The following is a 23660-nucleotide window of genomic DNA, read 5'->3' as shown; positions in this document are numbered from 1 at the left end:
GAAGTTGAGGGGCTGTCTAGTCCCGGTGGCTGTCGGAAAAAGCGCCGTTCTTTGTAGGAGCGAGCTTGCTCGCGAAGCACTTGAGGGCGCTGCGTTAAATCAGAAAGTCTGCGTTATCGTTAACGACCATCGCGAGCAAGCTCGCTCGTACAGGGGGGGGTTACTCAGCGGGTAGGGTTAAGCGTTGCCCGGCCATCAACAACGTCAGCCGGCTCAGGCTCATCCACGGCGAACCGGCCGCCTGGCCCTTGATCTGCGCGTCGATGCGCTGTGCTTCGAGCAGCAATTGCGCCCAGCGTTGCGCCGAGTAGCGTTGCAGGGCTTTGTTCATCAAGGGTTTTCGTTTGTCCCAGACCGGAGGTTTGGCCTGGCTGAAAGCCTTGTCCAGTGGCGTGCCCTGACTGTATTGCAGCGAAATATTGGCCAGCAGGCGCAACTCTCGGGCCAGGGCCCAGAGAATCACCGGCGGCTCGACGCCTTCGCCGCGCAACCCTTCGAGCATGCGCAAGGCATGGGCTGCTTCACCATTGAGAACCGCATCGGTCAGGCCAAAGACGTCGAAGCGCGCACTGTCGGCCACCGCAGCCTGCACGGTTTCAACGGTGATCTGACCCCCTTCGGCCATCAGTTTGAGCTTTTCGATTTCCTGGGCGGCGGCCAGCAAGTTGCCCTCGACCCGTGCCGCGATCAGCTCAACGGCGTCCTGGCTGGCGGAAAGCCCGACCTGGGACAAACGTTGGCGGATCCAGTTTGGCAGTTGGGCGACATCGACCGGCCAGATCTGCACGAACTGGGTCTGTTGTCCTTCGACCAGCGCCTTGCCCCACTTGGTTTTCTGTGCGCTGCCATCGAGTTTCGGCAAGCTGATCAGCAGCACGGTGTCGTCGGCCGGGCGCGAGCAGTACTCGATCAGCGCGGCAGCGCCCTTGTCGCCGGGTTTGCCGGACGGCAGGCGCAGTTCCAGCAGGCGCTTTTCGGCGAACAGCGACATGCTGGCACCGGCTTGCAGCAGCGTCCCCCAGTCGAAACTGGCGTCGGCGGCAAACACCTGGCGTTCATCGAATCCCTGCTGGCGGGCGGCAGTGCGAACAGCATCGGCCGCCTCCTGGCACAACAACGGGTCATCGCCGCTGATGATATAGACCGGCGCAAGGGCGCCTTGCAGGTGTTTGGCGAGTTGGGCGGGGGCGAGCTTCATAAGAGATGGCGAACGGGGCGCACAGGCGCCCCGTAAGTCTTACTGCTGTGGCAGTTCGACAGGCGACTGACGCGGGGTATCCGCTTCAGCCTTCTTTGCCGCTTCCAGCGCCGCGGCGTCAGCCTTGGCCCTGGCTTCGGCAGTCTGCTGCAACTGGTCCAGTTGGGTGGGGCTCAGTTGTTCCAGGCGCAGCATCATGCGTTGAACCAACTCCCGGCGGCCTTCTGTCCGGGCCGTTTCAGCTTCTTGGTCAGAGCCCACCAAGTTGTTGCCGTCGTGCATATAGATCTTCTGCACTTCAAGCTTGTCGCTCAACAGGGGCAGATCGCCGCGACCACGGATGTCGTAGCTCAACACGGTGGTGACTTGGTACTCGCCGGCACGACCGGCACCTGCGTAGGTGAGGATGCGCTGGCTTTCCTGTTCATTGGTCAGTACCAGCTTGTAAGGAGCGCCGGTATAGACCTTGACGCCGCTGCCAATCAGTACCTGACGCAACTGGGTAACGGTTGGGCCATAAGCGTTACGGGCGCTCAGGTCGAGTTCCTTGATCGCCAGTTCATTGGTGCCGGTGCCGCGCAGCTGGAAACCGCAGGCGCTCAGCAGAACCGCGAGGCCCATCACCAGCAGATTGCGTTTGATCATCTTGTTGCTCCCCTTGAAACCATGTGGGCCGATCAAGCGGCCCGAAAGGTTTTACTCGGCGCCAGGCTCACCTGGCGCCTGATCCAATTAGCTGGCGACGATATTGACCAGTTTCCCGGGCACTACGATCACTTTACGAATGGTCAGACCGTCGACGAAGCGCAGCACGTTCTCGTTGGCACGGGCGGCGGCTTCGACTTCTTCACGGCTGGCGCTGGCCGGCATTTCGATGTGGCCACGCAGCTTGCCGTTGACCTGAATCACCAGTTGCAGGCTGTCCTGTACCAACGCACTGTCATCCACCACCGGCCAACCGGCGTCGATCACAGGATCGGCGTGACCCAGTTGATTCCACAGCTCGTGGCTGATGTGCGGCGTGATCGGAGCCAGCAACAGAGTCACGGTTTCCAGGCCTTCGTGAATCAGTGCGCGATCCTGGTCGGTGGCTTGTGCGGCTTTTTCCAGTACGTTCATCAGCGTCATCACCTGAGCGATGGCGGTGTTGAACTTGTGGTTCTGGCCGACGTCCTGGCTGGCCTGCTTGATGGCCAGGTGGATCGAGCGACGAACGGCTTTCTGCTCGTCATTCAGGCTGGCGACGTCCAGTTTGCCCGGCAGGCCCTGAGTGACGTGGGCTTGAGCCAGGCGCCAGACGCGCTTGAGGAAACGGTGCGAACCTTCGACGCCGGAGTCGGACCATTCCGCGCTCATGTCAGGTGGCGAGGCGAACATCATGAACAGGCGGCAGGTGTCTGCGCCGAACTGGTCGATCATCGACTGTGGGTCGACGCCGTTGTTTTTCGACTTGGCCATCTTCTCGGTGCCACCGATTTCCACCGGCAAGCCGTCTGCTTTCAACTTGGCGCTGATGACCTTGGCCTTGCTGTCACGCTCAAGCTCGACGTCCGCCGGGTTGAACCAGGTGTAAGCGCCATTGGCTTCGCGGCGATAGTAAGTCTCGGCGATCACCATGCCTTGGGTCAGCAGGTTCTTGAACGGCTCGTTGGAGCTCACCAGGCCTTCGTCGCGCATCAGCTTGTGGAAGAAGCGCGCATAGAGCAGGTGAAGAATCGCGTGTTCGATACCGCCGATGTACTGATCCACCGGCAGCCAGTGGTCGGCCGCCGATTTTTCCACCAGGCCGCCTTCAAAGTGCGGCGAGGCGTAGCGGGCGTAGTACCACGAGGACTCGACGAAGGTGTCCATGGTGTCGGTTTCACGCTTGGCAGGCTGGCCGCATTTAGGGCAGCTGCACTCGTAGAACTCGGGCATGCGCGCCAGTGGCGAACCGGCGCCATCGGGTACGACGTCTTCCGGCAGCACGACAGGCAGTTGATCTTCCGGTACCGGCACGTCACCGCAGGTGCCGCAGTGGATGATCGGGATCGGGCAGCCCCAGTAGCGCTGGCGGCTGATGCCCCAGTCGCGCAGACGGAACTGGGTACGCGAGGCGCCCAGTTCTTTCTTGATCAGCGCGACTTCGATAGCGTCGAAGGCGCCCGCGAAGTCCAGGCCGTCGAACTCGCCGGAATTGATCAGCGTGCCGTACTCGCCGTAGGCGTCTTGCCATGGCGCCGGGTTGCTGTCACCGGAGCTGGTGCGCACCACGGATTTGACCGGCAGGTTGTATTTGTGGGCGAATTCGAAATCGCGCTCGTCGTGGGCAGGAACAGCCATGACCGCGCCGTCGCCGTAATGCATCAGCACGTAGTTGGCGACCCATACCGGTAGCTTTTCACCGGTCAGTGGGTGCTCAACGAACAGGCCGGTCGGCAGGCCTTTTTTCTCTTGAGTCGCAACGTCGGCTTCCGCAACGCTGCCGCCCTTGCATTCAGCGATGAACGCTTGCAGCTCAGGGTTGTTCTGTGCGGCCAGGGTAGCCAGGTGGTGCTCGGCGGCGACGGCGACGTAGGTCGCGCCCATCAGGGTGTCCGGACGGGTGGTGAAGACTTTCAGCGCGCCCGCTTCGCCGATGGAATCGACGTTGTACGGGAACTGCACTTCCATGCCGCGGGACTTGCCGATCCAGTTGCGCTGCATGGTCTTGACCTGTTCAGGCCAGCCAGTCAGTTCGTCCAGGCTCTCCAGCAGTTCATCCGCGTAGGCGGTGATCTTGAAGTAGTACATCGGGATTTCGCGCTTTTCGATCAGCGCGCCGGAACGCCAGCCGCGACCGTCGATCACCTGTTCGTTGGCCAGGACGGTCTGGTCGACCGGGTCCCAGTTCACGGTGCCGCTTTTTTTGTAGATCACGCCTTTTTCGAACAGGCGGGTGAACAGCCATTGTTCCCAGCGGTAGTAATCGGGCTTGCAGGTGGTCACTTCACGCGACCAGTCCACCGCCAGGCCCAGGCTGCGCAGCTGGGATTTCATGTAGGCAATGTTTTCGTAGGTCCACTTGGCGGGCGCTACGTTGTTCTTCATCGCGGCGTTTTCCGCCGGCATGCCGAAGGCGTCCCAACCCATGGGTTGCAGAACGTTCTTGCCTTGCATGCGCTGGTAGCGGGAGATCACGTCGCCGATGGTGTAGTTGCGCACGTGCCCCATGTGTAGCTTGCCGCTGGGGTAAGGGAACATCGACAGGCAGTAGTAAGTCTCCTTGCCTGGCTGTTCGCTGACTTCAAAGGACTTTTGCTCGTTCCAGAACGACTGGGCGGCGGCTTCGATTTCACGGGGCTGATATTGTTCGTGCATGGCTACTTTTGAACTGAATAGGGGTGGCCTAATCCTCTTCAATGCAACGCTGGACGCTGATCACGCCGCATTGGCGTTTTCGATGTCCAGCCGAGCTGGAAGTGGAGTTACAGGAAGCGCCGTAGCATACATGACCGCGCTCTACCGAGGGAAACCCTGATTGCTGCCGCGCGTCCCGCAAAAACCGCCGCGAGGGCCGTTGGTCGCGGCGCTCAGCCGGTTTGTTCATGGAAGCTAAGCTCTAACTGGGGAGTAGGTCTTATCTTCCAATGAGGTGAGGGATGGTTGAGTCACAGCAAAAAGCTACAAAACCGGAGCTGTACGAAAGGCTGATCGATCGTTTGGCCCTGGCCTTGGAAGCGGCAAGAACTGCTGGCCGGTTGCGCGACGTACGCCCTCTGGAACTGGAACTGCGTGGCCTGAGCTCCGCAGAGTTTGCATTGATCAAGGCGTATCTGGATCGCAGTGAGCGTGAGACGCACGGATGCTTGTCAGAGGCGATAAAGCAACTCGACGCACCACGTTCGGCCAAGATCATCTGGCTCAAGGACAAGGTTCCCGGCAGAGACGCGGTAAAGGTCCGGTCTTTGCAGTTCAAATAAGACGCAGAGCCGTGCTCAATGGTTTTTTGAAGCATAGTTCTTCTGTATTGATTGTCGCATTGCGCTAACCCACTTAGGCTTCGGGCATCTCCAGGAGATGCTCGATGCCTTTTCGTTACTTTGTAAAACAACTTCTTTTGCCCCCCGGCATTCTATTGCTGCTGCTTTTGCTTGCCTGGTGGTTGCGCCGCTCAAGGCCAAGGCTCGCCGGTGTGTGCTTTGCACTGGGGCTGGGTGGTCTTTGGCTGATGAGCCTGCCGGTGGTGGTGCAGTGGAGTGCCCGCCTGCTCGAGCGCGAGCCACCGCTGGCCCGCGACGAATGGGCAGTGCTGGGGCAGCGCGCGGACGCCATCGTCGTCCTTGGTTCCGGGCGCGAGCGCGGTGACGTGGCCTGGGGTGCCGACCAGCCCACGGGTGTAGGCCTGGAGCGCCAGCGCTTTGCCGCGCGACTGACCAAGGCTTCCGGCCTGCCGGTACTGACCAGCGGCGGCTTGCATTACGGCACTCCGCCAAGCGAAGCGCAGATGATGGCTGATTCCTTGCGCGACGATTTTGGCGTGACCGTGCGCTGGCAGGAAGGGCACAGCCGCACGACCTGGGAAAATGCGCAGTTCAGCGCCCAGGTGTTGCTACCACAGGGCATCAAACGTGTGGTGCTCGTGACTCATGCCGGGCATATGCCACGAGCGGTCTGGAGCTTCCGCAAGGCCGGGTTTGAGGTGGTGCCGGCGCCGGTAGGGTTTCTGAGCGGCGACAATGCGCGGCCACTGGGAGGCTGGATGCCGGAGTACAAGGCGATCTGGCAGAACGGGCAGTTGATGAACGAGGCGGTGGGGCAGATCGGTTATTCGTTGTTCTATCGTTGAGCGCTAATCCCTGTGGCGAGGGAGCAAGCTCCCTCGCCACAAATGATTTCAGACAGTCTTCGCCATCCGGCTCGCAACCAGCGCCCAGCCAAACAACAACACGCAGAGAATGAGCAATGGCCACGAACGCCATTCCAGGTACGGCGTGAGGTTGTGCATCGGCACCACTTCGCCATACAGGATGCCGCGTTCGAACTGCGGGATCTGATCGGTAATCTGACCGAACGGGTTGATCAGGCCGGAGACGCCGTTGTTGGTGGCGCGGATCATCCAGCGGCCGGCCTCCAGCGCACGCATCTGCGCCATCTGCAGGTGTTGCAGCGGACCGATGGAGGTGCCGAACCAGGTGTCGTTGCTGATGGTCAGCAACAGGTCGCTGCGGGCGGCGAGGCTGGCGGCGAATTCCGGGTACACCACTTCATAACAGATGTACGGCGCGATCTGATAACCCTTGGCTTGCAGCAGCGGCTGGTCAGATGGTCCGCGGGCGAAGTCCGACATCGGCAGATCGAAGAAGGCGATCAGCCCGCGCAACAGATCCTCCAGCGGAACATATTCACCAAACGGCACCAGTTTTTGCTTGAGGTAGGTGCCGTCGCCTTCGCCGACAACGGTGATGCCATTGAAGAAGCGCTTCTCGTGGTGGACCTCCATGCGGACCGGGACGCCGGTAATCAGCGCCGATTTACGCTCGGCCGCGAAGCTGCCCATCATGTTCAGGTAGCCCTCGGCGGACTCCTTGAGCACCGGGATCGCCGTTTCCGGCCAGATGAGAAGGTCGACTCGCCTGGAGCTGAAACTCATGTCGCGATACAGCGCCAGTTGCGCGTTGAGCTGCGTCGGGTCCCACTTCATGCTTTGTTCGATGTTGCCCTGAACGGCGGCGACGCTCAGTGGCGGGCCTGAAGGGCTGGTCCAGGCATGATGTTTGAGGGCCATGCCGAGCAGCCATGGCCCGACCAGCAGCAATGCACCGGCTGCGATGAAGCCTTTGCGCCCCGTGCGAACCAGGCGAAAGCCGTTGTAGATCAATGCAGCTGTCAGGGCCAGGGTGAAGGAAATCAGCCACATCCCGCCGACAGGCGCGAGCCCGGCCAGTGGGCCATCGAGCTGGCTGTACCCGGAATACAGCCACGGGAAGCCTGTCAGGAACCAGCCGCGGAAGGCTTCCTGGCCGACCCACAGCGCTGCGAAGGCCAGGGCGTCGGCCAGCGGCGCTTCATTTCGGCGTAGCCAGCGCGCCCATATCCAGGCGGGCAGGGCAAAGAACCAGGCAATTGCCGCCGTGAAGAGCAGCATCAGGAAACCGGCCAGCAATACCGACGCGCCGCCGAAGTGGTGAATGCTGTAGTAGATCCAGCTGGTGCCGGCACCGAACAGGCCGAAACCGAAAAACCAGCCGCGCCCTAGTGCCTGACGTGGGCTCAGCTCGCGCAGGCCTGCATAGAACAGGCCGACGGCGAGCAGTGCCAGGGGCCAGATATCGAACGGCGCCAGGGCCAGTGTGGTGATTGCACCGGCCGCCACGGCCAGCAGGTTACCGGGCCAGCCGGGGCGGGTTGTCCAGCGCATTTCAATCCTTAGCGAGCAATGGGCGTCAGGCGAAGCAAGTGAATCCGACGGCTGTCGGCGTTCAGGATGCGGAAGCGGTACGGGCCGATTTCAGTGATTTCGTTACGTTTTGGCAAATGCCCGAACGCGCTCATCACCAGGCCGCCAACGGTGTCGAATTCGTCGTCGGAGAACTCGCTGTCGAAAAACTCGTTGAAGTTCTCGATCGGTGTCAGGGCCTTGATCAGGAAATCACCGCTGGGCAGCGGCTTGATGTAGCTGTCTTCTTCGACGTCGTGTTCGTCTTCGATGTCGCCGACGATCTGTTCCAGCACGTCTTCGATGGTCACCAGGCCTGCCACGCCACCGTACTCGTCAATGACGATGGCCATGTGGTTGTGGTTGGCGCGAAACTCGCGCAGCAGCACGTTAAGGCGCTTGGACTCCGGCACGAAGGTGGCTGGGCGCAGGAGGTCCTTGATGTTGAAGCTGTCGCCGTTCTCCCTGAGGATCAACGGCAGCAAGTCCTTGGCCAGCAACACGCCCATCACGTCATCATGGCTTTCGCCGATCACCGGGTAGCGGGAGTGGGCCGAGTCGACCACGGCAGGCAGGAACTCGCGGGGTGTCTGGGTCGCCTTGATGCTGACCATCTGCGAGCGCGGGACCATGATGTCCCGGACCTGCAAGTCAGCCACCTGGATGGCGCCTTCGACGATGGCCAGCGCTTCACTGTCCAGCAGTTTGTTCTGGTGTGCATCGCGCAGCAGCTCCAGCAGCTCCTGGCGGTTTTTCGGCTCGTGGGCAAAAGCCTGGGTGAGTTTACCCAGCCATGACTTCTGCCCGTTGCTCGATCGATCTTCGCTCATAGCGATTACTCTGAATCCTTTGTTGTTTCGGTAGGGAATGCGTCGGTTTCGTCGTCCGCGTACGGATCGGGAAAGCCCAGTTCTGCAAGCAACGTTCGTTCCAGTGCTTCCATTTCTTCGGCTTCTTCGTCATCAATATGGTCGTAACCAAGCAGATGCAAGCAGCCGTGAATCACCAGATGCGCCCAATGGGCCTTGAGCTCCTTGCCCTGTTCAGCGGCTTCGCGCTCGACCACGGCCACGCAGATCACCAGATCGCCCAGCAGCGGGATGTCGAGGAACTCATCCGGCACGTCGGCCGGGAATGACAAGACGTTAGTTGCGTAGTCCTTTTGCCGCCAGGTGTGGTTCAGCTCGCGTCCTTCGGCTTCGTCGACCAGACGAATGGTCATCTCCGAGTCGGCGGTGCGCTGGCGCAGGGCCAGTTCGCACCACTGGCGGAACTCGGCCTCGCTGGGGGCGCAGGCTTCGGTAGCGATTTGCAGGTCAAGCTCAAGCATCGCGGCGGCTATCCTTGGCGGCGGCATCATCGGCCGCTTTGGTTTCGAAGCGCTCGTAGGCTTCGACGATGCGCTGTACCAGTGGGTGGCGCACGACGTCCTTGGGCTGGAAGTGGGTGAAGCTGATCCCCGGCACATCCTTGAGCACTTCAATCACGTGGTGCAGGCCGGACTTGGTGCCGCGTGGCAGGTCGACCTGGGTGATGTCCCCGGTGATGACGGCCGTGGAGCCGAAGCCGATCCGGGTCAGGAACATCTTCATTTGCTCGACCGTGGTGTTCTGGCTTTCGTCGAGAATGATGAAGCTGTTGTTCAGCGTGCGGCCGCGCATGTAGGCCAGCGGCGCGACTTCGATCACCTGGCGCTCGATCAGCTTGGCGACGTATTCGAAGCCGAGCATTTCGTAGAGCGCGTCGTAGAGCGGGCGCAGGTACGGGTCGATTTTTTGCGACAGGTCGCCGGGCAGGAAGCCGAGTTTTTCACCCGCCTCGACCGCCGGACGAACCAGCAGGATGCGGCGAATCTGCTCGCGCTCCAGTGCGTCCACCGCGCAGGCGACAGCCAGGTAGGTCTTGCCGGTACCGGCCGGGCCGATGCCGAAGTTGATATCGTTACCGAGGATTTCCTTCACGTAGCGCAGCTGATTCAAGCCGCGGGGGCGAATCATGCCTTTCTTGGTGCGCAGGGCCACGGACGGTTCGGCGGGGGAGTGGTTGTCCAGCTGCTCGACGGCCGATTCCTGCAGGAACAGGTGCACCATGTCCGGCGACAGCTCGGTACCCTTGGTTTCCCGGTACAGGCGGCGCAGGAGGTTTTCCGCGGAGGTGGTGTGTTTGGGTTCGCCGATCAGCTCGAACTGGTTTCCGCGATTGCGGATCTCGATGGTCAGGCGCTGTTCGATCAAGCGCAAATGCTCGTCGAATTGCCCGCACAGATTGGCGAAGCGGCGAGCTTCAAAAGGCTCGAGGATGAAACGATGTGGTTCTATGGGTGCGTTCAAGGTCGTATTTAGCCGCCCTGGGGCAATGGTGATGAGTTCAAGGATAGCGCCAGTGGCGTGGGTGCGAAAGCTCTTAAATAACCAACGTCGTACGCAGTCCCTGTGGGAGCGAGCTTGCTCGCGATGACGGCCTGACATTCAACATATGAGTTGTCTGGCCTGACGCTATCGCGAGCAAGCTCGCTCCCACAGTGGAATGCAGTGTTACTGGATCAGCGAGCCCCGCAGCGAGTGCGGCTGCGCGGCATCGATGTGCACGTCCGCGAACTGGCCGATCAGGGTCGGATTGTCGCAGCGGAAGTTGACGATACGATTATTCTCGGTCCGGCCTTGGAGCTCGCCCGGGTCTTTTTTCGAGTAATCGGTCACCAGGATTCGCTGGATCGAGCCGACCATTTGTCGGCTGATCTCGAAACCTTGCTGGTTCAAGCGATGCTGCAGGGCATTCAGGCGTTCTTTCTTCAGCTCTTCCGGAGTGTCGTCGGCCAGATCGGCGGCCGGTGTGCCCGGGCGCTGGCTGTAGACGAACGAGTAGGAAAAGTCGAAGCCGACGTCGGCAATCAGCTTCATGGTTTGCTCGAAGTCTTTTTCGGTCTCGCCGGGGAAGCCGACGATGAAGTCCGAGCTGATGCAGATTCCTGGCACGGCGGCGCGCAGTTTGCGCAGTTTGGATTTGTATTCAAGCGCGGTGTGGTTGCGTTTCATCGCCGCGAGGATGCGGTCCGAACCCGATTGCACCGGCAAGTGCAGGTGCTTGACCAGCTCCGGCACGTCGGCGTGGGCCTGGATCAGGCTGTCGGAGAACTCCAGCGGGTGCGACGTGGTGTAGCGGATGCGGTCGATGCCATCGACCGCGGCGACCACGCGGATCAGCTCGGCCAGGTCGGCCAGGCGCCCGTCATGGGTGAGGCCGCGATAGCCGTTGACGTTCTGCCCCAGCAGCGTCACTTCCCGCACGCCGTTTTCGGCCAGGTGAATGATCTCGGCAATCACGTCGTCGAACGGCCGGCTGACCTCTTCACCGCGGGTGTAGGGCACCACGCAGAACGTGCAGTACTTGCTGCAACCTTCCATCACCGACACGTAAGCGCTCGGGCCGTCGATGCGGGGCTCGGGCAAGTGGTCGAACTTTTCGATTTCCGGGAACGAGACGTCGACTTGCGGCAGCTTGCTGATGCGCGCGGCGTCGATCATTTCCGGCAGGCGGTGCAGGGTCTGCGGGCCGAAGACAACGTCGACGTACGGTGCGCGATCGCGAATGGCCGCGCCTTCCTGGCTGGCCACGCAACCGCCGACGGCGATCACCATGTCCGGGTTGGCCAGCTTCAGTTCGCGCCAGCGGCCGAGCTGGGAGTAGACACGATCCTGGGCACGTTCACGAATCGAGCAGGTGTTGAGCAGGATCACGTCGGCGTCTTCAGCGCGAGCGGTGACTTCCAGGGCCTGATGTTCGCCCAGCAGATCGACCATGCGCGAGCTGTCGTACTCGTTCATCTGGCAACCGTGGGTTTCGATGTAAAGCTTCTTGGCCATGGAATAGAGTCATCACGTGATTCAAAGAACCGCGCATTATAGGGAACATGTACCCAGGTTCCTACCGCTGCGCGTCCGATGGCTATGCTATAGTTCGCGCCCTCATTTTTATCCCCCGATGTGTTTCGCCCACCATGACCAAACGTGAAGCTCCAATCTACAAGGTGATTTTCCTCAATCAGGGCCAGGTGTTCGAAATGTACGCCAAGCAGATCTATCAAAGTGATCTGTGGGGCTTTCTGGAAGTGGAAGAGTTCGTCTTTGGCGAGCGCACGCAAGTGGTCGTCGATCCGAGCGAAGAAAAGCTCAAGGCTCAGTTCGAAGGCGTAGTGCGCAGTTTTGTGCCGATGCATTCGATCGTGCGTATCGATGAAGTCGAGCGAATGGGAACACCGAAAATCAGCGAAGCCCGTGGCGCGGTCGGCAATGTCATGCCGTTTCCGATGCCGATGCCTGAGAAGTAAGGCTCAAGACCGGGTCGCCCCCAATCGCGAGCAAGCTCGCTCCCACAGTTGACCGAGTTCTCATATGGGAATGCAGTCGGATGTGGGAGCGAGCTTGCTCGCGATTGGGCCAGTCAGAACAACACGGAAGTCAGGGCAGTGGCGCGAACGGCGTACGCCCATCGGCGCTCTGCAATTCCATCAAGTATTTACGGAAGATTTGCCCGAGCACCTGGGTAGCAAGCTCCAGTTCTTCGCGGGGCATCTTTTCGGTGACTTCGTCGGCGGTGTCCAGGGCCTCTTCGGCGCCGTTGACCGCCGCCATCTTCAGCAGGATGTACGCCTGAACGTTATTGGCCGGCACGCCTTCGCCGTGGAAGAACATGGTGCCGAGTTTGAATTGTGCCTGGGCGTGGCCTTGCAGCGAGGCTTTTTCGAAATAGCTCAGGGCTTGATTGAGGTCGCGCGGCGTGTTTTTGCCTTCGTAGTAGAACTCACCCAACTCGTATTGCGCTTGCGCATCCCCTTCTTCCGACGCTTTCTGGCAGGCGGCGAGCGCCTGTTCCAGGTCTTGCGGCTGGGTATTGAGGGTGCAGCGACCCATCGCTGGGATTAACAACGAGTTGCCGCCTGCTTGTGCGTGCGCGAGCAGGGGCTGAAGAAGCAACAGGCAGCCCAGTGCAAGGGTGCGGCCGGTGCGGTTCATGGGAATCGACTTACCTCTGAAGGGCGCGCGGACCCATCGAGGGATCCAATAAGCGCGCATTATGAAATAAGCAGGGCCAACCTTACAAAGTCTTTACTCGTTTTTCTGCTGCACGGGAAATTTATCGCCCACTTTGCGGGGGATTATTAGCAGATGAGTAGGAAAAATCGTGGGAACGTAGGCGAAAGCTGACGCTGGCAAGGGCCAGCGTCAGCATTTGAACGTTACTTCAAGGCCGCGAAGGCGCGCTCAGCGGCGTCCAGGGTCAGCTTCAGTTCAGCTTCGCCGTGGGCGATCGAAGTGAAACCGGCTTCGAATGCGCTCGGTGCCAGATACACGCCACCTTCGAGCATCAGGTGGAAGAAGCGGCCGAACAGGGCTGCGTCGCTGGCCATGACGTCATCGAAGGTGACGATGTCGTCGGCACCGCTGAAGTACAGGCCGAACATGCCGCCGGCCTGGGTGGTCACGAACGGAATGCCGGCCGCATCGGCGCGCTGTTGCAGGCCGTCGAGCAGGCGAGTGGTGTAGTCGGTCAGCTCGGCGTGGAAGCCCGGGCGGCTGATCAGGCGCAGGGTGGTCAGGCCGGCGGCCATCGCCAGCGGGTTACCGGACAGCGTACCGGCCTGGTACACCGGGCCCAGCGGGGCGATGCGCTGCATGATTTCGCGCTTGCCGCCGAAGCAGCCAACCGGCATGCCGCCACCGATGATCTTGCCGAAGGTGGTCAGGTCCGGCGTCACGCCGTAGTACGCCTGGGCACCGCCGAGGGCGACACGGAAACCGGTCATCACTTCGTCGAAAATCAGCACCACGCCGTGCTTGTCGCACAGGGTCCGCAGGCCTTCGAGGAAACCCGGTGCCGGCGGCACGCAGTTCATGTTGCCGGCAACTGGCTCGACGATGATGCAGGCCACGTCCTGGCCGACTTCGGCGAGCATGGTTTCTACCGCGTCGATGTCGTTGAACGGCAGGGTCAGGGTGTGTTTGGCGAATGCCGCCGGTACACCGGCCGAGCTCGGTACGCCTTGGGTCAGTGCGCCGGAACCGGCCTTGACCAGCAGGCTGTCGGAGTGACCGTGGTAGCAGCCTTCGAACTTGATGATGCTGTCGCGGCCGGTGAAGCCACGGGCCAGGCGAATGGCGCTCATGGTCGCTTCGGTGCCGGAGCTGACCATGCGCACCATTTCCATCGATGGCACGAGGGAGCAGACCAGGTCGGCCATCTGCGTTTCCATCTCGGTCGGGGCGCCGTAGGACAGGCCGTGCTCAAGCTGTTTGCGCACGGCGTCCAGTACGTCCGGGTGGCTGTGGCCGAGAATCATCGGACCCCAGGAGCCGACGTAATCCACATAGCGCTTGTCATCTTCGTCGGTGACGTAGGCGCCTTCGGCGTGTTTGAAGAACAGCGGTGTGCCGCCGACGCTCTTGAACGCGCGAACCGGCGAGTTCACGCCACCGGGAATGTGTTTCTGGGCATTGGCAAACAGCGTTTCGGAACGAGACATGATCGGGCTCTCAGACTTTTAGTAATTCATTGAATGCGCGGGCGCGGCGGGTTACTTCAGCCGTGCTCTCGGCGCCAAACAGGCCATGCACCACGGCCAGCAGGTCGACACCATGGGCCACCAGCGGCGCGGCGTTTTCCAGGGTGATGCCGCCGATCGCGCAGATCGGCAGGTGCAGTTTGCTGCGTGCCTGGTCGAGCAGGTCGAGACTGCAGGTCGGGGCGCCGGGTTTGGTGTTGGAATTGAAGAAGCGGCCGAACGCGACGTAGCTGGCGCCTTCTTTGACGGCCTGTTCGGCGAGGTCGAGTTGCGCATGGCAGGTCGAACCGATGATTGCATCGCGACCCAGCAGGGCGCGGGTCGGAGACAATGGACCATCAGTTTGACCCAAGTGCACGCCGACATTCAGGCGTGCGGCCAACTCAGCGTCATCATTGATGATCAACCGGGTGTTGTAGCGTTCGCATAAATCACGCAAGGCTTCGGCTTCGCGCAGACGACGGGCTTCGTCACTGCTCTTGTCGCGGTATTGCAGCAAGGTGACGCCGCCTTCCAGCGCCGCCTCCACGTACTTGAGCAGCTTACCGTCCAGCAAATGGCTGTCGGTAATGGCGTACAGGCCACGTAGTTTCATCGGACAAGCCTCACCGCATTACAAATAGAAGTTACGAGCAGAAATCCAGTGGCAAGCGGCGCGGCACGAACTGGCCTTTGCCTAGTTGCTCGGCATCACGCAGGGTGCGCCATGTGTAGTTAAGCGCGGTCTGCACGGCACTGGCGAGGTTTTCGCCCTGGGCCAGACGACCGGCCAGCGCACTGGCCAGGGTGCAACCGGAACCGTGATAACTGCCCGGCAAACGCTGGCAGGTAAAGGTTTCGCGCAGACCGTCGCGGCTGTACAGGCGATTGTGGATTTCGGTTTCGTCGCCATGGCCGCCGGTGATCAGCAGGTGTTTGACGAACGGCAGGAGTTTTTCTGCGCACTCGTCCGCGGTGCCTTCGGGCAGTTCGGCGAGGATGCGGGCTTCGGGTAGGTTGGGGGTCGCAATGATCGAAAGGGGCAGCAAGCGTTCCCGCATGGCGTAGCCGACCTCGTCCTTGCCCAGGCGTCCGCCGCCGCCAGCGCGCAGCACCGGGTCGCAGACCACCGGCAAGTGCGGGTGCGCCGAAAGCAGTTCGACCACGGTGTCGACCATTTCCAGGGAACCGAGCATGCCCAGTTTGACGGCGGCGACTTCGGAGTCGTTGAGCACGGCATTGGCCTGGGCCAGTACCCACTCACGGTCCAGGACGCGGAAGTCAGTGACATTGACGGTGTCTTGCACGGTCAGGGCGGTGACGGCCGGAGCCGCATGGCAACCCTGTGCGAGCAGGGCTTCGATATCTGCCTGCAAGCCGGCGCCACCACTTGGGTCGTGGCCGGAGAGACAGAGGACAACGGGGCGAGAGCTGTAGATATTCATGGTGCGCGAGCTTACCACCAAACCTGTTTTTCGGGTGTTGTGGCAGTGTGTTTGGTCGATACATTGTGGCGAGGGGGCTTGCCCCCGTTGGGCAGCGAAGCGGCCCCAGTGACCCGTCAGGTTCATCGAGTCGGCTGGTTTTACGACTGCTTCGCAGCCGAACGGGGGCAAGCCCCCTCGCCACATTGATATTCCTGTCATTGATAATCGTTCGTTGGTGTTGCTGGAACGCCCGTTCTAGAGCCTTTGTAGGAAAAATTTCTGTGGTTCTCATTGGCCATCAACGGCTATGCTAGAGTGGATCCAAACCAATAACAGGTGATACCGGTTTTACGTCTGCTCAAAAGGAATGGGGGGCTTCCTGACAGAACCGGACAGGCCACGCTGGGGCTTCAATGCGCTATTTGCTGATGTTGCTGTTGTGTTTGCCCCTCCTGGCAAACGCCGTCGAGTTCGATGAGTTCACTCAAAGCCTCCCCTTGGGCCGAACCCTGCAGGTCTATGAGGACGCAGGTGGTCAGGCGACCATCGCGGATATCCGTGCGCAAGCGGCGGCCGGCAACTTCAAGCCGCACCACAAAGATACGCTTAACGCCGGGTACTCGCGTTCGGTGTTCTGGCTGAAAATCGACCTGCATTACCGTCCAGCCAATCCGGCGGCGCAAAGGACCTGGCTGCTGGAACTGGCCTATCCGCCCCTCGATCATCTCGATCTCTATTTGCCTGATGCGGCCGGTAACTATCAGTTGGTCAGGCAGACCGGCGATGCCTTGCCCTTCGCCAGCCGCGAGATTCGTCAGAACAACTATCTGTTCGACCTGACGTTCAAGCCGGACCAGGCCGAAACCGTATTCATGCGCTTGCAAAGCGAAGGCTCGATCCAGGCGCCGGTAACCTTGTGGTCGAGCACCGCCTACCTCGAAGAGCAGCCCGTGCGCCTCTACGTACTGGGGCTGATCTACGGCGTACTGCTGGGGATGCTGGTCTACAACCTGTTCATCTACCTCAGCGTGCGCGACACCAGTTACCTCTACTACATCTTTTATATCGCCTCGTTCGGCTTGTATCAGCTGTCGGTAAACGGTGCGGCCGTGCAGTATTTCTGGCCGGACAATCCGTGGTGGGCTAACGCTGCGACGCCGTTTTTCATCGGCTGTGCGGGGCTGTTCGGCAGTCAGTTCGCCCGCAGTTTCCTGCAGATGGCTACCCACAGTCGCTGGCTTGACCGCTTGTTGCTGGCGCTGGTTGCCTTCAGTGCGCTGGTGATCGGCCTGTCATTGATGACCAGCTATGCCCTGGCCTTGCGCCTGGCCACGGCCCTGGCGCTGACATTCACCGTGGTGATTTTTGCCGCCGGGATCTTTGCCTGGCTGCGGGGCCTGCGGGTGGCGCGGTATTTCATCATTGCCTGGTCGGCGTTTTTACTCGGTGGCATCGTCAATACGCTGATGGTGCTTGGATACCTGCCGAACGTGTTCCTGACCATGTATTCCAGTCAGATCGGCTCGGCCATCGAAGTGGCGTTGCTGTCCCTGGCGCTGGCCGACCGCATCAACGCCATGCGCGAGCAGCAGGCTCAAACCCTGTTCGACGCCAGCCAGAAGCTTGAAGTCCTCAACCAGCAACTGGCTCACAGTAACAAGCTCAAGGACGAGTTCCTTGCCACCCTGACCCACGAGTTGCGCACGCCCATGAATGGTGTGATCGGTTCACTGGAGCTGATGCAGACGGTCGAGATGGACCCGGAACTCGAGTACTACCAGCAGACGGCTTCGGGGTCGGCGCGGGACATGATGCGCATGGTCAACGGCATCCTCACCCTCACCGAATTGCAGGCCGGCAAACTCAAGGCCTCGGCCGACACCTTCAGCTTGCGTGGCGTGGTCGAGGCACTGCGCACGCAGTTCGAGGGCAACGCATCGAGCAAGTCGCTGGACTTCAAGGTCGATGTCGCGCCAGGTGTGCCGGATCGCTTGCTCGGCGACAACGTCAAGATCGCGCAGTGCCTGGAATGCCTGCTGGATAACGCCATCAAATTCACAAAGGTCGGCGGTCTGGCGCTGCGGGTGACCGGCAAGACCATCGAGCCCGACCGGCTGGCGTTGACCTTTGCGGTGATCGACACGGGCATTGGTTTCACCGATCTAGGGGAGGCCACGATGTATCAACGGTTCTTCCAGCTCGATGGCTCGATGACCCGTGAATACGGTGGCCTGGGGGTTGGCCTGGCGATTTGCCGACAGTTGGTCGAATTGCTCGGTGGGCGACTGACTCATCGCTCCGAGCCAGGGCGCGGCAGCCGGTTTCAGCTGGATGTGGAAGTCGGGTTGCCGGCGGCCGAACGTCCGGTGACGCCGTTGATGACCCGGGATTTTCCGCGCCTGCGCTTGCCCCAGGATTGTGCCGTGCTGTTGGTGGATGACAACAGCATCAGCCAGTTGGTGATGCGCGGCATGTTGCTCAAGCTGGGCTTTCGCGTACGTACAGCCAACAGCGTCGATGTCGCGCTCGATCTGTTGCAGCGCGAAGTGATTGACGCGGTGCTGGTCGATTGTCAGTTGCCGCTGCCGGACGGTGAGTCGGTGTGCTGCCGGATCCGCGCGTTACCCGGTTATGCCGAGCTGCCGTTGTTCATGATCGCCCTGAGCGGTGACCGTGAGCGCTGCCCGACCGGCGCAGTGATTGATCACTTGAGCAAACCGGTGAAATTCGAAGACTTGCAGGCCGCGCTCTACCGCCGTGTGCTCTGCCCGCAACAGGGCGAAAGCGCCGACAGTTAGGCGTATATGACACTTTGATCGGCCGAGGGGCGGTGCTTAACTGAAGTCCCTTGGCCGACCAAAGGAGCCCTGTCATGAACCTGCATCAGTTCGCCGAAACCCACGAAGTCACCAACCAGCCACCGTCACTGGACGGCGCCAACCTGTACCGCATTGACTTGCCGTTGCAGGAATGGTCGCGGCGCTTCGGGGCCGGTTGGGCCGAATCGCGGATCGACGCCTATGGCGCGCTGGCCGGTGGCCCGTTGATGGAGGCCGGGTTCCTGGCCAATCAGAACAAGCCGGTGTTCAACAGCCATGACCGGTTTGGTCATCGCATTGATCTGGTGGAGTTTCATCCGGCCTATCATCAATTAATGCGCACGGCGGTCGAACACGGCCTGACCTCGCTGCCCTGGGCGCACCCGCAGGACGGCGCCCATGTCGCCCGCGCGTCCATGACCTATTTGCACAGCCAGGCCGAGGCCGGCAGTGGATGCCCGCTGACCATGACCTTCGCCAGCGTTCCGGCCATGCGCCTGCAACCGGACCTGGCGCAAAAGTGGCTGCCGAAAATCCTCGCCACCGAATACGACCCGCGCAATGTCGGCATGGTCCACAAGGCCGGAGTCACCATCGGCATGGCCATGACCGAGAAGCAGGGTGGTACCGACGTGCGGGCCAATACCACCAAGGCCTATCCGGTCGGCGCCAGCGGTCCGGGCCAGGCCTATGAACTTGTGGGGCACAAGTGGTTTTGCTCGGCGCCGATGTGCGACGCCTTCCTGACACTGGCGCAGACCGACAAGGGCCTGACCTGTTTCCTGTTGCCGCGCCATCGTCCGGACGACACGCGCAATCAGTTCTATATCCAGCGCCTGAAGAACAAGCTCGGCAACTGCTCCAACGCTTCCAGCGAAGTGGAGTTCCGTGGAGCATTGGCGTGGATGGTCGGTGAAGAGGGCCGTGGCGTTCCGACAATCATCGAGATGGTCGCCATGACCCGCTTCGATTGCATGGTCGGTTCCAGTTCGCTGATGCGTCAGGCGCTGACCCAGGCCAGCCATCACTGCGCTCACCGATCGGTTGGCGGCAAACTGCTCAGCGAACAGCCGTTGATGCAGAACGTACTGGCGGATCTGGCGCTTGAAAGCGAAGCGGCCCTGGCGTTGAGCCTGCGCATGGGCCGGGCGCTGGATCATCTGGATGATTCGCAGGAAGCCAAATTCGCCCGCCTGGTGACGGCGGTGGGCAAGTACTGGATCTGCAAACGGGCGCCGGCGATGATCAACGAAGCGGCCGAATGCATGGGCGGCGCGGGTTATGTCGAAGACAGCATCCTGCCGCGGCTTTACCGCGAGGCGCCGGTGAATTCGACCTGGGAAGGCTCCGGTAACGTGCAGTGCCTCGACGTGCTGCGTGCCCTGTCGAAAGAACCAGGCGTGCTCGATGCGCTGTTCAGCGAGTTGGGCGATGGCCATGGCGACAAGCGCCTGGCTGCGCACATCCATCAATTGCAGGCGGCCTTCAAGGACACCAGCGACATCCAGTACCGCGCCCGGCAACTGACTGAAGACATTGCCCTGGGGCTGCAGGCCAAGCTGTTGCTGGAAGCCGGTAATGCGGTGGTCAGTGATGCCTTCATCGCCAGTCGCCTGAATGGCGGCGGCCGAGTGTACGGCGCGTTACCACGAGGCCTGGACGTGGAAGCGATTGTCGCCCGTTCGACTCCTCAAGGCTTCTGATCAGCGCCGTAAACTCCTGTGGGAGAGAGCTTGCTCGCGATGACGGATCAACATTCAACAGTGATGTTGACTGATGCGCCGCTATCGCGAGCAAGCTCGCTCCCACAGTTGTTCTCTGTACTCAGTCAATGCCACTGTTCCCGTGAAGCGACGATGCAGGCAAGATGAAGGTCTGCAAGTCAGAACACAGGATGCTGATCGTGACCGAAGCTTTTATTGTCGTTCAAACCGCCGAGCAAGCCGTGGATCGGCTTGCACTCTTGCACAATCGTGCAACCACCGCGCTGAGCCAGGCGCTCAAGCGCTACCTCAAGGATCGCGTCGAGCCCGATGCAGAACAGCGCTCGATGTTCCGCTATCCCGAATTGCGCCTGACCTATCACTGCCAGGGCGAAGTCCCGCAGACCACCCGTGCCTACGCCAAGGTTCAGCTGCCGGGCACCTACAGCGTCACCGTCACCCATCCCTCGGCTTTCCGTAAGTACCTGCTGGAACAGCTCGTTCCGCTGATGCACGACTTCACCGTGACCGTGGAAGTCGGTGTCAGCCAGCAGAACATCCCGTATCCGTATGTGGTCGAGCAGGGTGATGAGCTGGCGGGTTCCGGTGTCACTGCCCCCGTGCTGGCGCGGGTGTTCCCGAGTACCGACCTGTCGGCGGCGACCGACGGCATTGCCGACGGTCTGTACGATTGGGAAAACACCGATCCGCTGCCGTTGGCGCTGTTCGATGCCGCGCGAGTGGATTTCTCCCTGCGCCGACTGGTGCATTACACCGGCAGCGACTGGCGGCATGTGCAGCCGTGGATTCTGCTGACCAACTATCACCGCTACGTCGATCAGTTCATCGTCCATGGTCTGGAGCAACTGCGCAACGACCCGCGTTTCGTGCGCATGGTGCTGCCGGGCAACGTGATCATCGAAAAGAGCATGGATCACGGCGAAGCCTCGGCGATTGCCGCCGGGGTGGTCTGGCACCGCTACCAGATGCCGGCCTATCACCTGATCGCCAGCGATGGCCACGGCGTGACCCTGGTCAACATCGGTGTCGGCCCGTCCAACGCCAAGAACATCACCGACCACCTGGCCGTGCTGCGCCCGCACTGCTGGCTGATGATCGGTCACTGCGGCGGCCTGCGTCAGTCGCAGACCATTGGCGACTACGTGCTGGCCCACGCCTACATGCGTCGCGACGGGATTCTCGACCGGGTGGTACCACCGAACATTCCGATTCCGGCGTTGGCCGAAGTGCAGCTCGCGCTTCAGCAAGCGGCGGCCAACGTCACCGGCGAGAAGGGCGACGAACTGAAGAAACGCCTGCGTACCGGCACCGTGCTGACCTACGACGACCGTAACTGGGAGCTGCGCTGGGCGCAGGAACGGCCGCTGATCAACCTGTCCCGCGCCGTGGCGGTGGACATGGAAAGCGGCACCATTGCCGCGCAGGGTTATCGCTTGCGAGTGCCGTACGGCACGTTGCTGTGCGTCTCGGACAAGCCGCTGCACAGCGAAATCAAGTTGCCGGGCTCGGCCAACGCTTTCTATGAGCGCGCGGTCAGCCAGCACCTGAAGATCGGTATCGAGGCGGTGGATCTGTTGCGCACCGAACTCAACTCGCTGCACTCGCGCAAACTGCGCAGCTTCGACGAGCCGCCGTTCCGCTAACGGTTTGTCATGGTCATTTGGCGGTCAGGGCACTAGCATTAGCAGCCCTGACCGTTAGATGTTGTTTTGCCCATGTCGCGTCCATCTCGTCCACCTTCCCGTCGCCCCGGCGCGAAGCCATCCCCATCAGCCCCGCGTCGTGTCGCCAAGGCACCACCAGCCGAGCCGAAGCTGATCCTGTTCAACAAACCTTTCGATGTGCTGACGCAATTCAGCGACGGCGAAGGGCGCGCGACCCTCAAGGATTACATCGATGTAGCGGGAATCTATCCGGCCGGACGGCTGGACCGCGACAGCGAAGGCTTGTTGCTGCTGACCAACGACGGCCAGCTACAGGCGCGGATCGCCGACCCGAAACACAAGCTGGCCAAGACCTATTGGGTGCAGGTCGAGGGCGAGCCGAACACCGAACAGTTGCAGCGCTTGCGCGACGGCGTCGAATTGAATGACGGCATGACCTTGCCCGCCGAGGCACGGCAACTGGACGAGCCTGAGCTGTGGCCACGCAATCCACCGGTTCGCTTTCGTAAAAGCGTGCCGACCAGCTGGCTGGAGTTGGTGATTCGCGAAGGACGCAACCGGCAGGTGCGGCGCATGACCGCTGCGGTCGGGTTGCCGACCTTGCGCCTGGTGCGAGTCAGGATCGGCGACTGGACGATCGAAGGGCTCGATCAGGGACAGTGGAAAGAAGTACCGGCGCGCTTATAAAGTGCCGGATTCGATCAGGCCGATCACCACGCTCTTGATGATGAACGCCGCCACGCCCAAGCCCAGCACGAAAAACAGAATGAACGAGCCAAAGCGCCCGGCCTTGGACTTTTTCGCCAGATCCCAGACGATGAAACCCATGAAAATGATCAGGATCGTGACCAGACCGGTCATCATCCATTCTTCGAAAACGGCAGGATCCATCGAATATCTCCAGCACAGGCGAGGCTAAAAGGGCGCGGCGAGTATACGCCGCACTGGCTTCGTGCAGTATTGACCTGCGTCGGTGTGTCGCAGTCATTCGTCGCCTGTGCCGGCCCCATCGCGAGCAAGCTCGCTCCCACAAAGTTTTGTGTTGACCGCAGTATCGTGATCCATACAAAACCTGTGGGAGCGAGCTTGCTCGCGATGGCGTCCTCAGCTGCGCAGATGAGTCAAAGGCAGTTCGGTGCTATTCAACACCTGATTCAACACAAAACTCGAGCGCACGCTGGTCACGCCTTCAATCCGCGTCAGATGCCCCAGCAGCAGTTTCTGGTAGTGATCCATGTCCGGCACCACGACCTTGAGCTGATAGTCGGCATCCATCCCGGTCACCAGGCTGCATTCGAGCACTTGGGGCAGGGTGCGGATGGCCGCTTCGAAATTCTCGAAACGCTCCGGCGTGTGACGGTCCATGCCGATCAGCACGTAAGCGGTCAGGCTCAGGCCCAGCATCTTGCGGTCGAGCAGGGCGACCTGGCGGGAAATGTAGCCGTCGTCTTCCAGTTGCTTGACCCGCCGCGAGCACGGCGAAGGCGACAGGCCGATGCGCTCGGCCAGCTCCTGGTTGGAGATGCGTGCGTCGCGCTGCAATTCCGCCAGAATACTCAGGTCGTAACGGTCGAGCTTGCTCATCAATCGGTCCTTTGTCGTAACTATTGCGGAGGATTATGTATCTAGGGTTAAAAATTGCGCAAGTGATGTTTAATTCAGCAATCTTCGCAATCCTCTGCCGGCGCTCCCGGCCTATTCTTATCACCAGAATCACTGCTCGGACAAACAGTCCAGTGCGGCTCGCCGAATCAGGCCCGCCGCGGTCGCCACCCCCACCGGGGATGTGCCGGCCCCCGAGCTACACACTGTCCAGAAGACGGCGTGAGGTGAGCCGACGCCACAAGTGTCGAGCCAGGACGAAGTTCTCTAAAGGGAGGCCGACGGGTCTCC

The 23660-nt window shown here is 61.0% G+C and carries 21 protein-coding genes; 7 read left to right on the top strand and 14 right to left on the bottom strand.

The window, feature by feature from the left end; translation table 11 throughout:
- Positions 1-160: 160 nt before the first annotated feature.
- The 3 genes from holA to leuS form a co-directional block, all read right to left on the bottom strand.
- On the bottom strand, positions 161-1198 hold the full coding sequence (gene holA, locus PSJE_RS29325; protein ID WP_090451592.1) for a DNA polymerase III subunit delta: 1038 nt from the start codon (positions 1196-1198) through the stop codon (positions 161-163).
- Positions 1199-1237: 39 nt separating this feature from the next.
- The gene (locus tag PSJE_RS29320) at positions 1238-1843 is read right to left on the bottom strand and encodes an LPS-assembly lipoprotein LptE (protein ID WP_090451707.1); all 606 of its coding nucleotides are present in this window, start codon (positions 1841-1843) and stop codon (positions 1238-1240) included.
- 87 nt (positions 1844-1930) lie between these two features.
- Positions 1931-4537, bottom strand: coding sequence for a leucine--tRNA ligase (gene leuS, locus PSJE_RS29315; protein WP_090451590.1), 2607 nt, complete (start codon positions 4535-4537; stop codon positions 1931-1933).
- 281 nt (positions 4538-4818) lie between these two features.
- On the opposite strand from leuS, the gene PSJE_RS29310 reads away from it, so the two are divergent.
- Together PSJE_RS29310 and PSJE_RS29305 are read left to right on the top strand one after the other, a co-directional pair.
- Entirely contained in the window at positions 4819-5139 is a 321-nt protein-coding gene (locus tag PSJE_RS29310; RefSeq protein ID WP_057713165.1) for a hypothetical protein, read from the top strand.
- A gap of 104 nt (positions 5140-5243) precedes the next feature.
- Positions 5244-6005: a YdcF family protein gene (locus PSJE_RS29305; protein ID WP_090451588.1), complete on the top strand. Its 762-nt coding sequence runs from the start codon at positions 5244-5246 to the stop codon at positions 6003-6005.
- Between the two features lie 48 nt (positions 6006-6053).
- On the opposite strand, the gene lnt is transcribed toward PSJE_RS29305, so the two are convergent.
- The 5 genes from lnt to miaB all read right to left on the bottom strand — a co-directional run bounded on the left by lnt (position 6054) and on the right by miaB (position 11458).
- Positions 6054-7577, bottom strand: coding sequence for an apolipoprotein N-acyltransferase (gene lnt / locus PSJE_RS29300; protein WP_090451586.1), 1524 nt, complete (start codon positions 7575-7577; stop codon positions 6054-6056).
- A gap of 8 nt (positions 7578-7585) precedes the next feature.
- On the bottom strand, positions 7586-8425 hold the full coding sequence (locus tag PSJE_RS29295) for a CorC family transporter (RefSeq protein ID WP_046028710.1): 840 nt from the start codon (positions 8423-8425) through the stop codon (positions 7586-7588).
- Positions 8426-8430: 5 nt separating this feature from the next.
- On the bottom strand, positions 8431-8925 hold the full coding sequence (ybeY, locus tag PSJE_RS29290) for an rRNA maturation RNase YbeY (RefSeq protein WP_057713168.1): 495 nt from the start codon (positions 8923-8925) through the stop codon (positions 8431-8433).
- Positions 8918-9925 carry a PhoH family protein gene (locus PSJE_RS29285; RefSeq protein ID WP_008022966.1) on the bottom strand — a complete coding sequence of 336 codons (1008 nt, stop codon included), beginning with the start codon at positions 9923-9925 and terminating at the stop codon, positions 8918-8920. The genes ybeY and PSJE_RS29285 overlap by 8 nt, the downstream gene beginning before the upstream one ends.
- Positions 9926-10129: 204 nt before the next feature.
- Positions 10130-11458: a tRNA (N6-isopentenyl adenosine(37)-C2)-methylthiotransferase MiaB gene (miaB, locus tag PSJE_RS29280; RefSeq protein ID WP_015096961.1), complete on the bottom strand. Its 1329-nt coding sequence runs from the start codon at positions 11456-11458 to the stop codon at positions 10130-10132.
- Between the two features lie 134 nt (positions 11459-11592).
- Between miaB and PSJE_RS29275 the strand changes: the two genes are divergently transcribed.
- Positions 11593-11922, top strand: coding sequence for a DUF1820 family protein (locus PSJE_RS29275; RefSeq protein WP_008052403.1), 330 nt, complete (start codon positions 11593-11595; stop codon positions 11920-11922).
- Between the two features lie 130 nt (positions 11923-12052).
- Here the strand turns inward: PSJE_RS29275 and PSJE_RS29270 are convergent, their stop codons facing one another.
- From PSJE_RS29270 to PSJE_RS29255, 4 genes are all read right to left on the bottom strand, one after another.
- Positions 12053-12607, bottom strand: coding sequence for a tetratricopeptide repeat protein (locus PSJE_RS29270; protein ID WP_057713169.1), 555 nt, complete (start codon positions 12605-12607; stop codon positions 12053-12055).
- A gap of 224 nt (positions 12608-12831) precedes the next feature.
- Entirely contained in the window at positions 12832-14115 is a 1284-nt protein-coding gene (gene hemL / locus PSJE_RS29265) for a glutamate-1-semialdehyde 2,1-aminomutase (protein WP_056728829.1), read from the bottom strand.
- Between the two features lie 10 nt (positions 14116-14125).
- Complete coding sequence (thiE, locus tag PSJE_RS29260) at positions 14126-14749, bottom strand: thiamine phosphate synthase (RefSeq protein WP_057713170.1); 624 nt, start codon at positions 14747-14749, stop codon at positions 14126-14128.
- Positions 14750-14780: 31 nt separating this feature from the next.
- Positions 14781-15578, bottom strand: a complete 798-nt coding sequence (locus PSJE_RS29255; protein WP_057713171.1) for a hydroxymethylpyrimidine/phosphomethylpyrimidine kinase — start codon at positions 15576-15578, stop codon at positions 14781-14783.
- A 395-nt stretch (positions 15579-15973) separates the two neighbouring features.
- On the opposite strand from PSJE_RS29255, the gene PSJE_RS29250 reads away from it, so the two are divergent.
- The 4 genes from PSJE_RS29250 (at position 15974) to PSJE_RS29235 (ending at position 22454) form a co-directional block, all read left to right on the top strand.
- A complete protein-coding gene (locus tag PSJE_RS29250) occupies positions 15974-18358 on the top strand; it encodes a hybrid sensor histidine kinase/response regulator (RefSeq protein WP_090451584.1) in 2385 nt (794 codons plus the stop codon).
- Between the two features lie 74 nt (positions 18359-18432).
- On the top strand, positions 18433-20082 hold the full coding sequence (locus tag PSJE_RS29245) for an acyl-CoA dehydrogenase family protein (RefSeq protein ID WP_090451582.1): 1650 nt from the start codon (positions 18433-18435) through the stop codon (positions 20080-20082).
- 164 nt (positions 20083-20246) lie between these two features.
- Complete coding sequence (amn, locus tag PSJE_RS29240) at positions 20247-21746, top strand: AMP nucleosidase (protein WP_191622263.1); 1500 nt, start codon at positions 20247-20249, stop codon at positions 21744-21746.
- 72 nt (positions 21747-21818) lie between these two features.
- Positions 21819-22454 carry a pseudouridine synthase gene (locus PSJE_RS29235; RefSeq protein ID WP_057713174.1) on the top strand — a complete coding sequence of 212 codons (636 nt, stop codon included), beginning with the start codon at positions 21819-21821 and terminating at the stop codon, positions 22452-22454.
- Here PSJE_RS29235 and PSJE_RS29230 read toward each other — a convergent pair.
- Both PSJE_RS29230 and PSJE_RS29225 read right to left on the bottom strand, forming a co-directional pair.
- On the bottom strand, positions 22449-22658 hold the full coding sequence (locus tag PSJE_RS29230) for a DUF2788 domain-containing protein (RefSeq protein WP_015096955.1): 210 nt from the start codon (positions 22656-22658) through the stop codon (positions 22449-22451). The two genes, PSJE_RS29235 and PSJE_RS29230, sit on opposite strands and share 6 nt — an antisense overlap.
- Positions 22659-22871: 213 nt before the next feature.
- A complete protein-coding gene (locus PSJE_RS29225; RefSeq protein ID WP_007937367.1) occupies positions 22872-23351 on the bottom strand; it encodes an Lrp/AsnC family transcriptional regulator in 480 nt (159 codons plus the stop codon).
- Positions 23352-23660: the final 309 nt, after the last annotated feature.

It is taken from the genome of Pseudomonas jessenii (genome assembly GCF_002236115.1).
In the GTDB taxonomy this organism is placed as follows: Bacteria; Pseudomonadota; Gammaproteobacteria; order Pseudomonadales; family Pseudomonadaceae; genus Aquipseudomonas; species Aquipseudomonas jessenii.
Note: the sequence above shows the minus strand (reverse complement) of the source record. Positions and strands in the feature narration are given on the sequence as shown.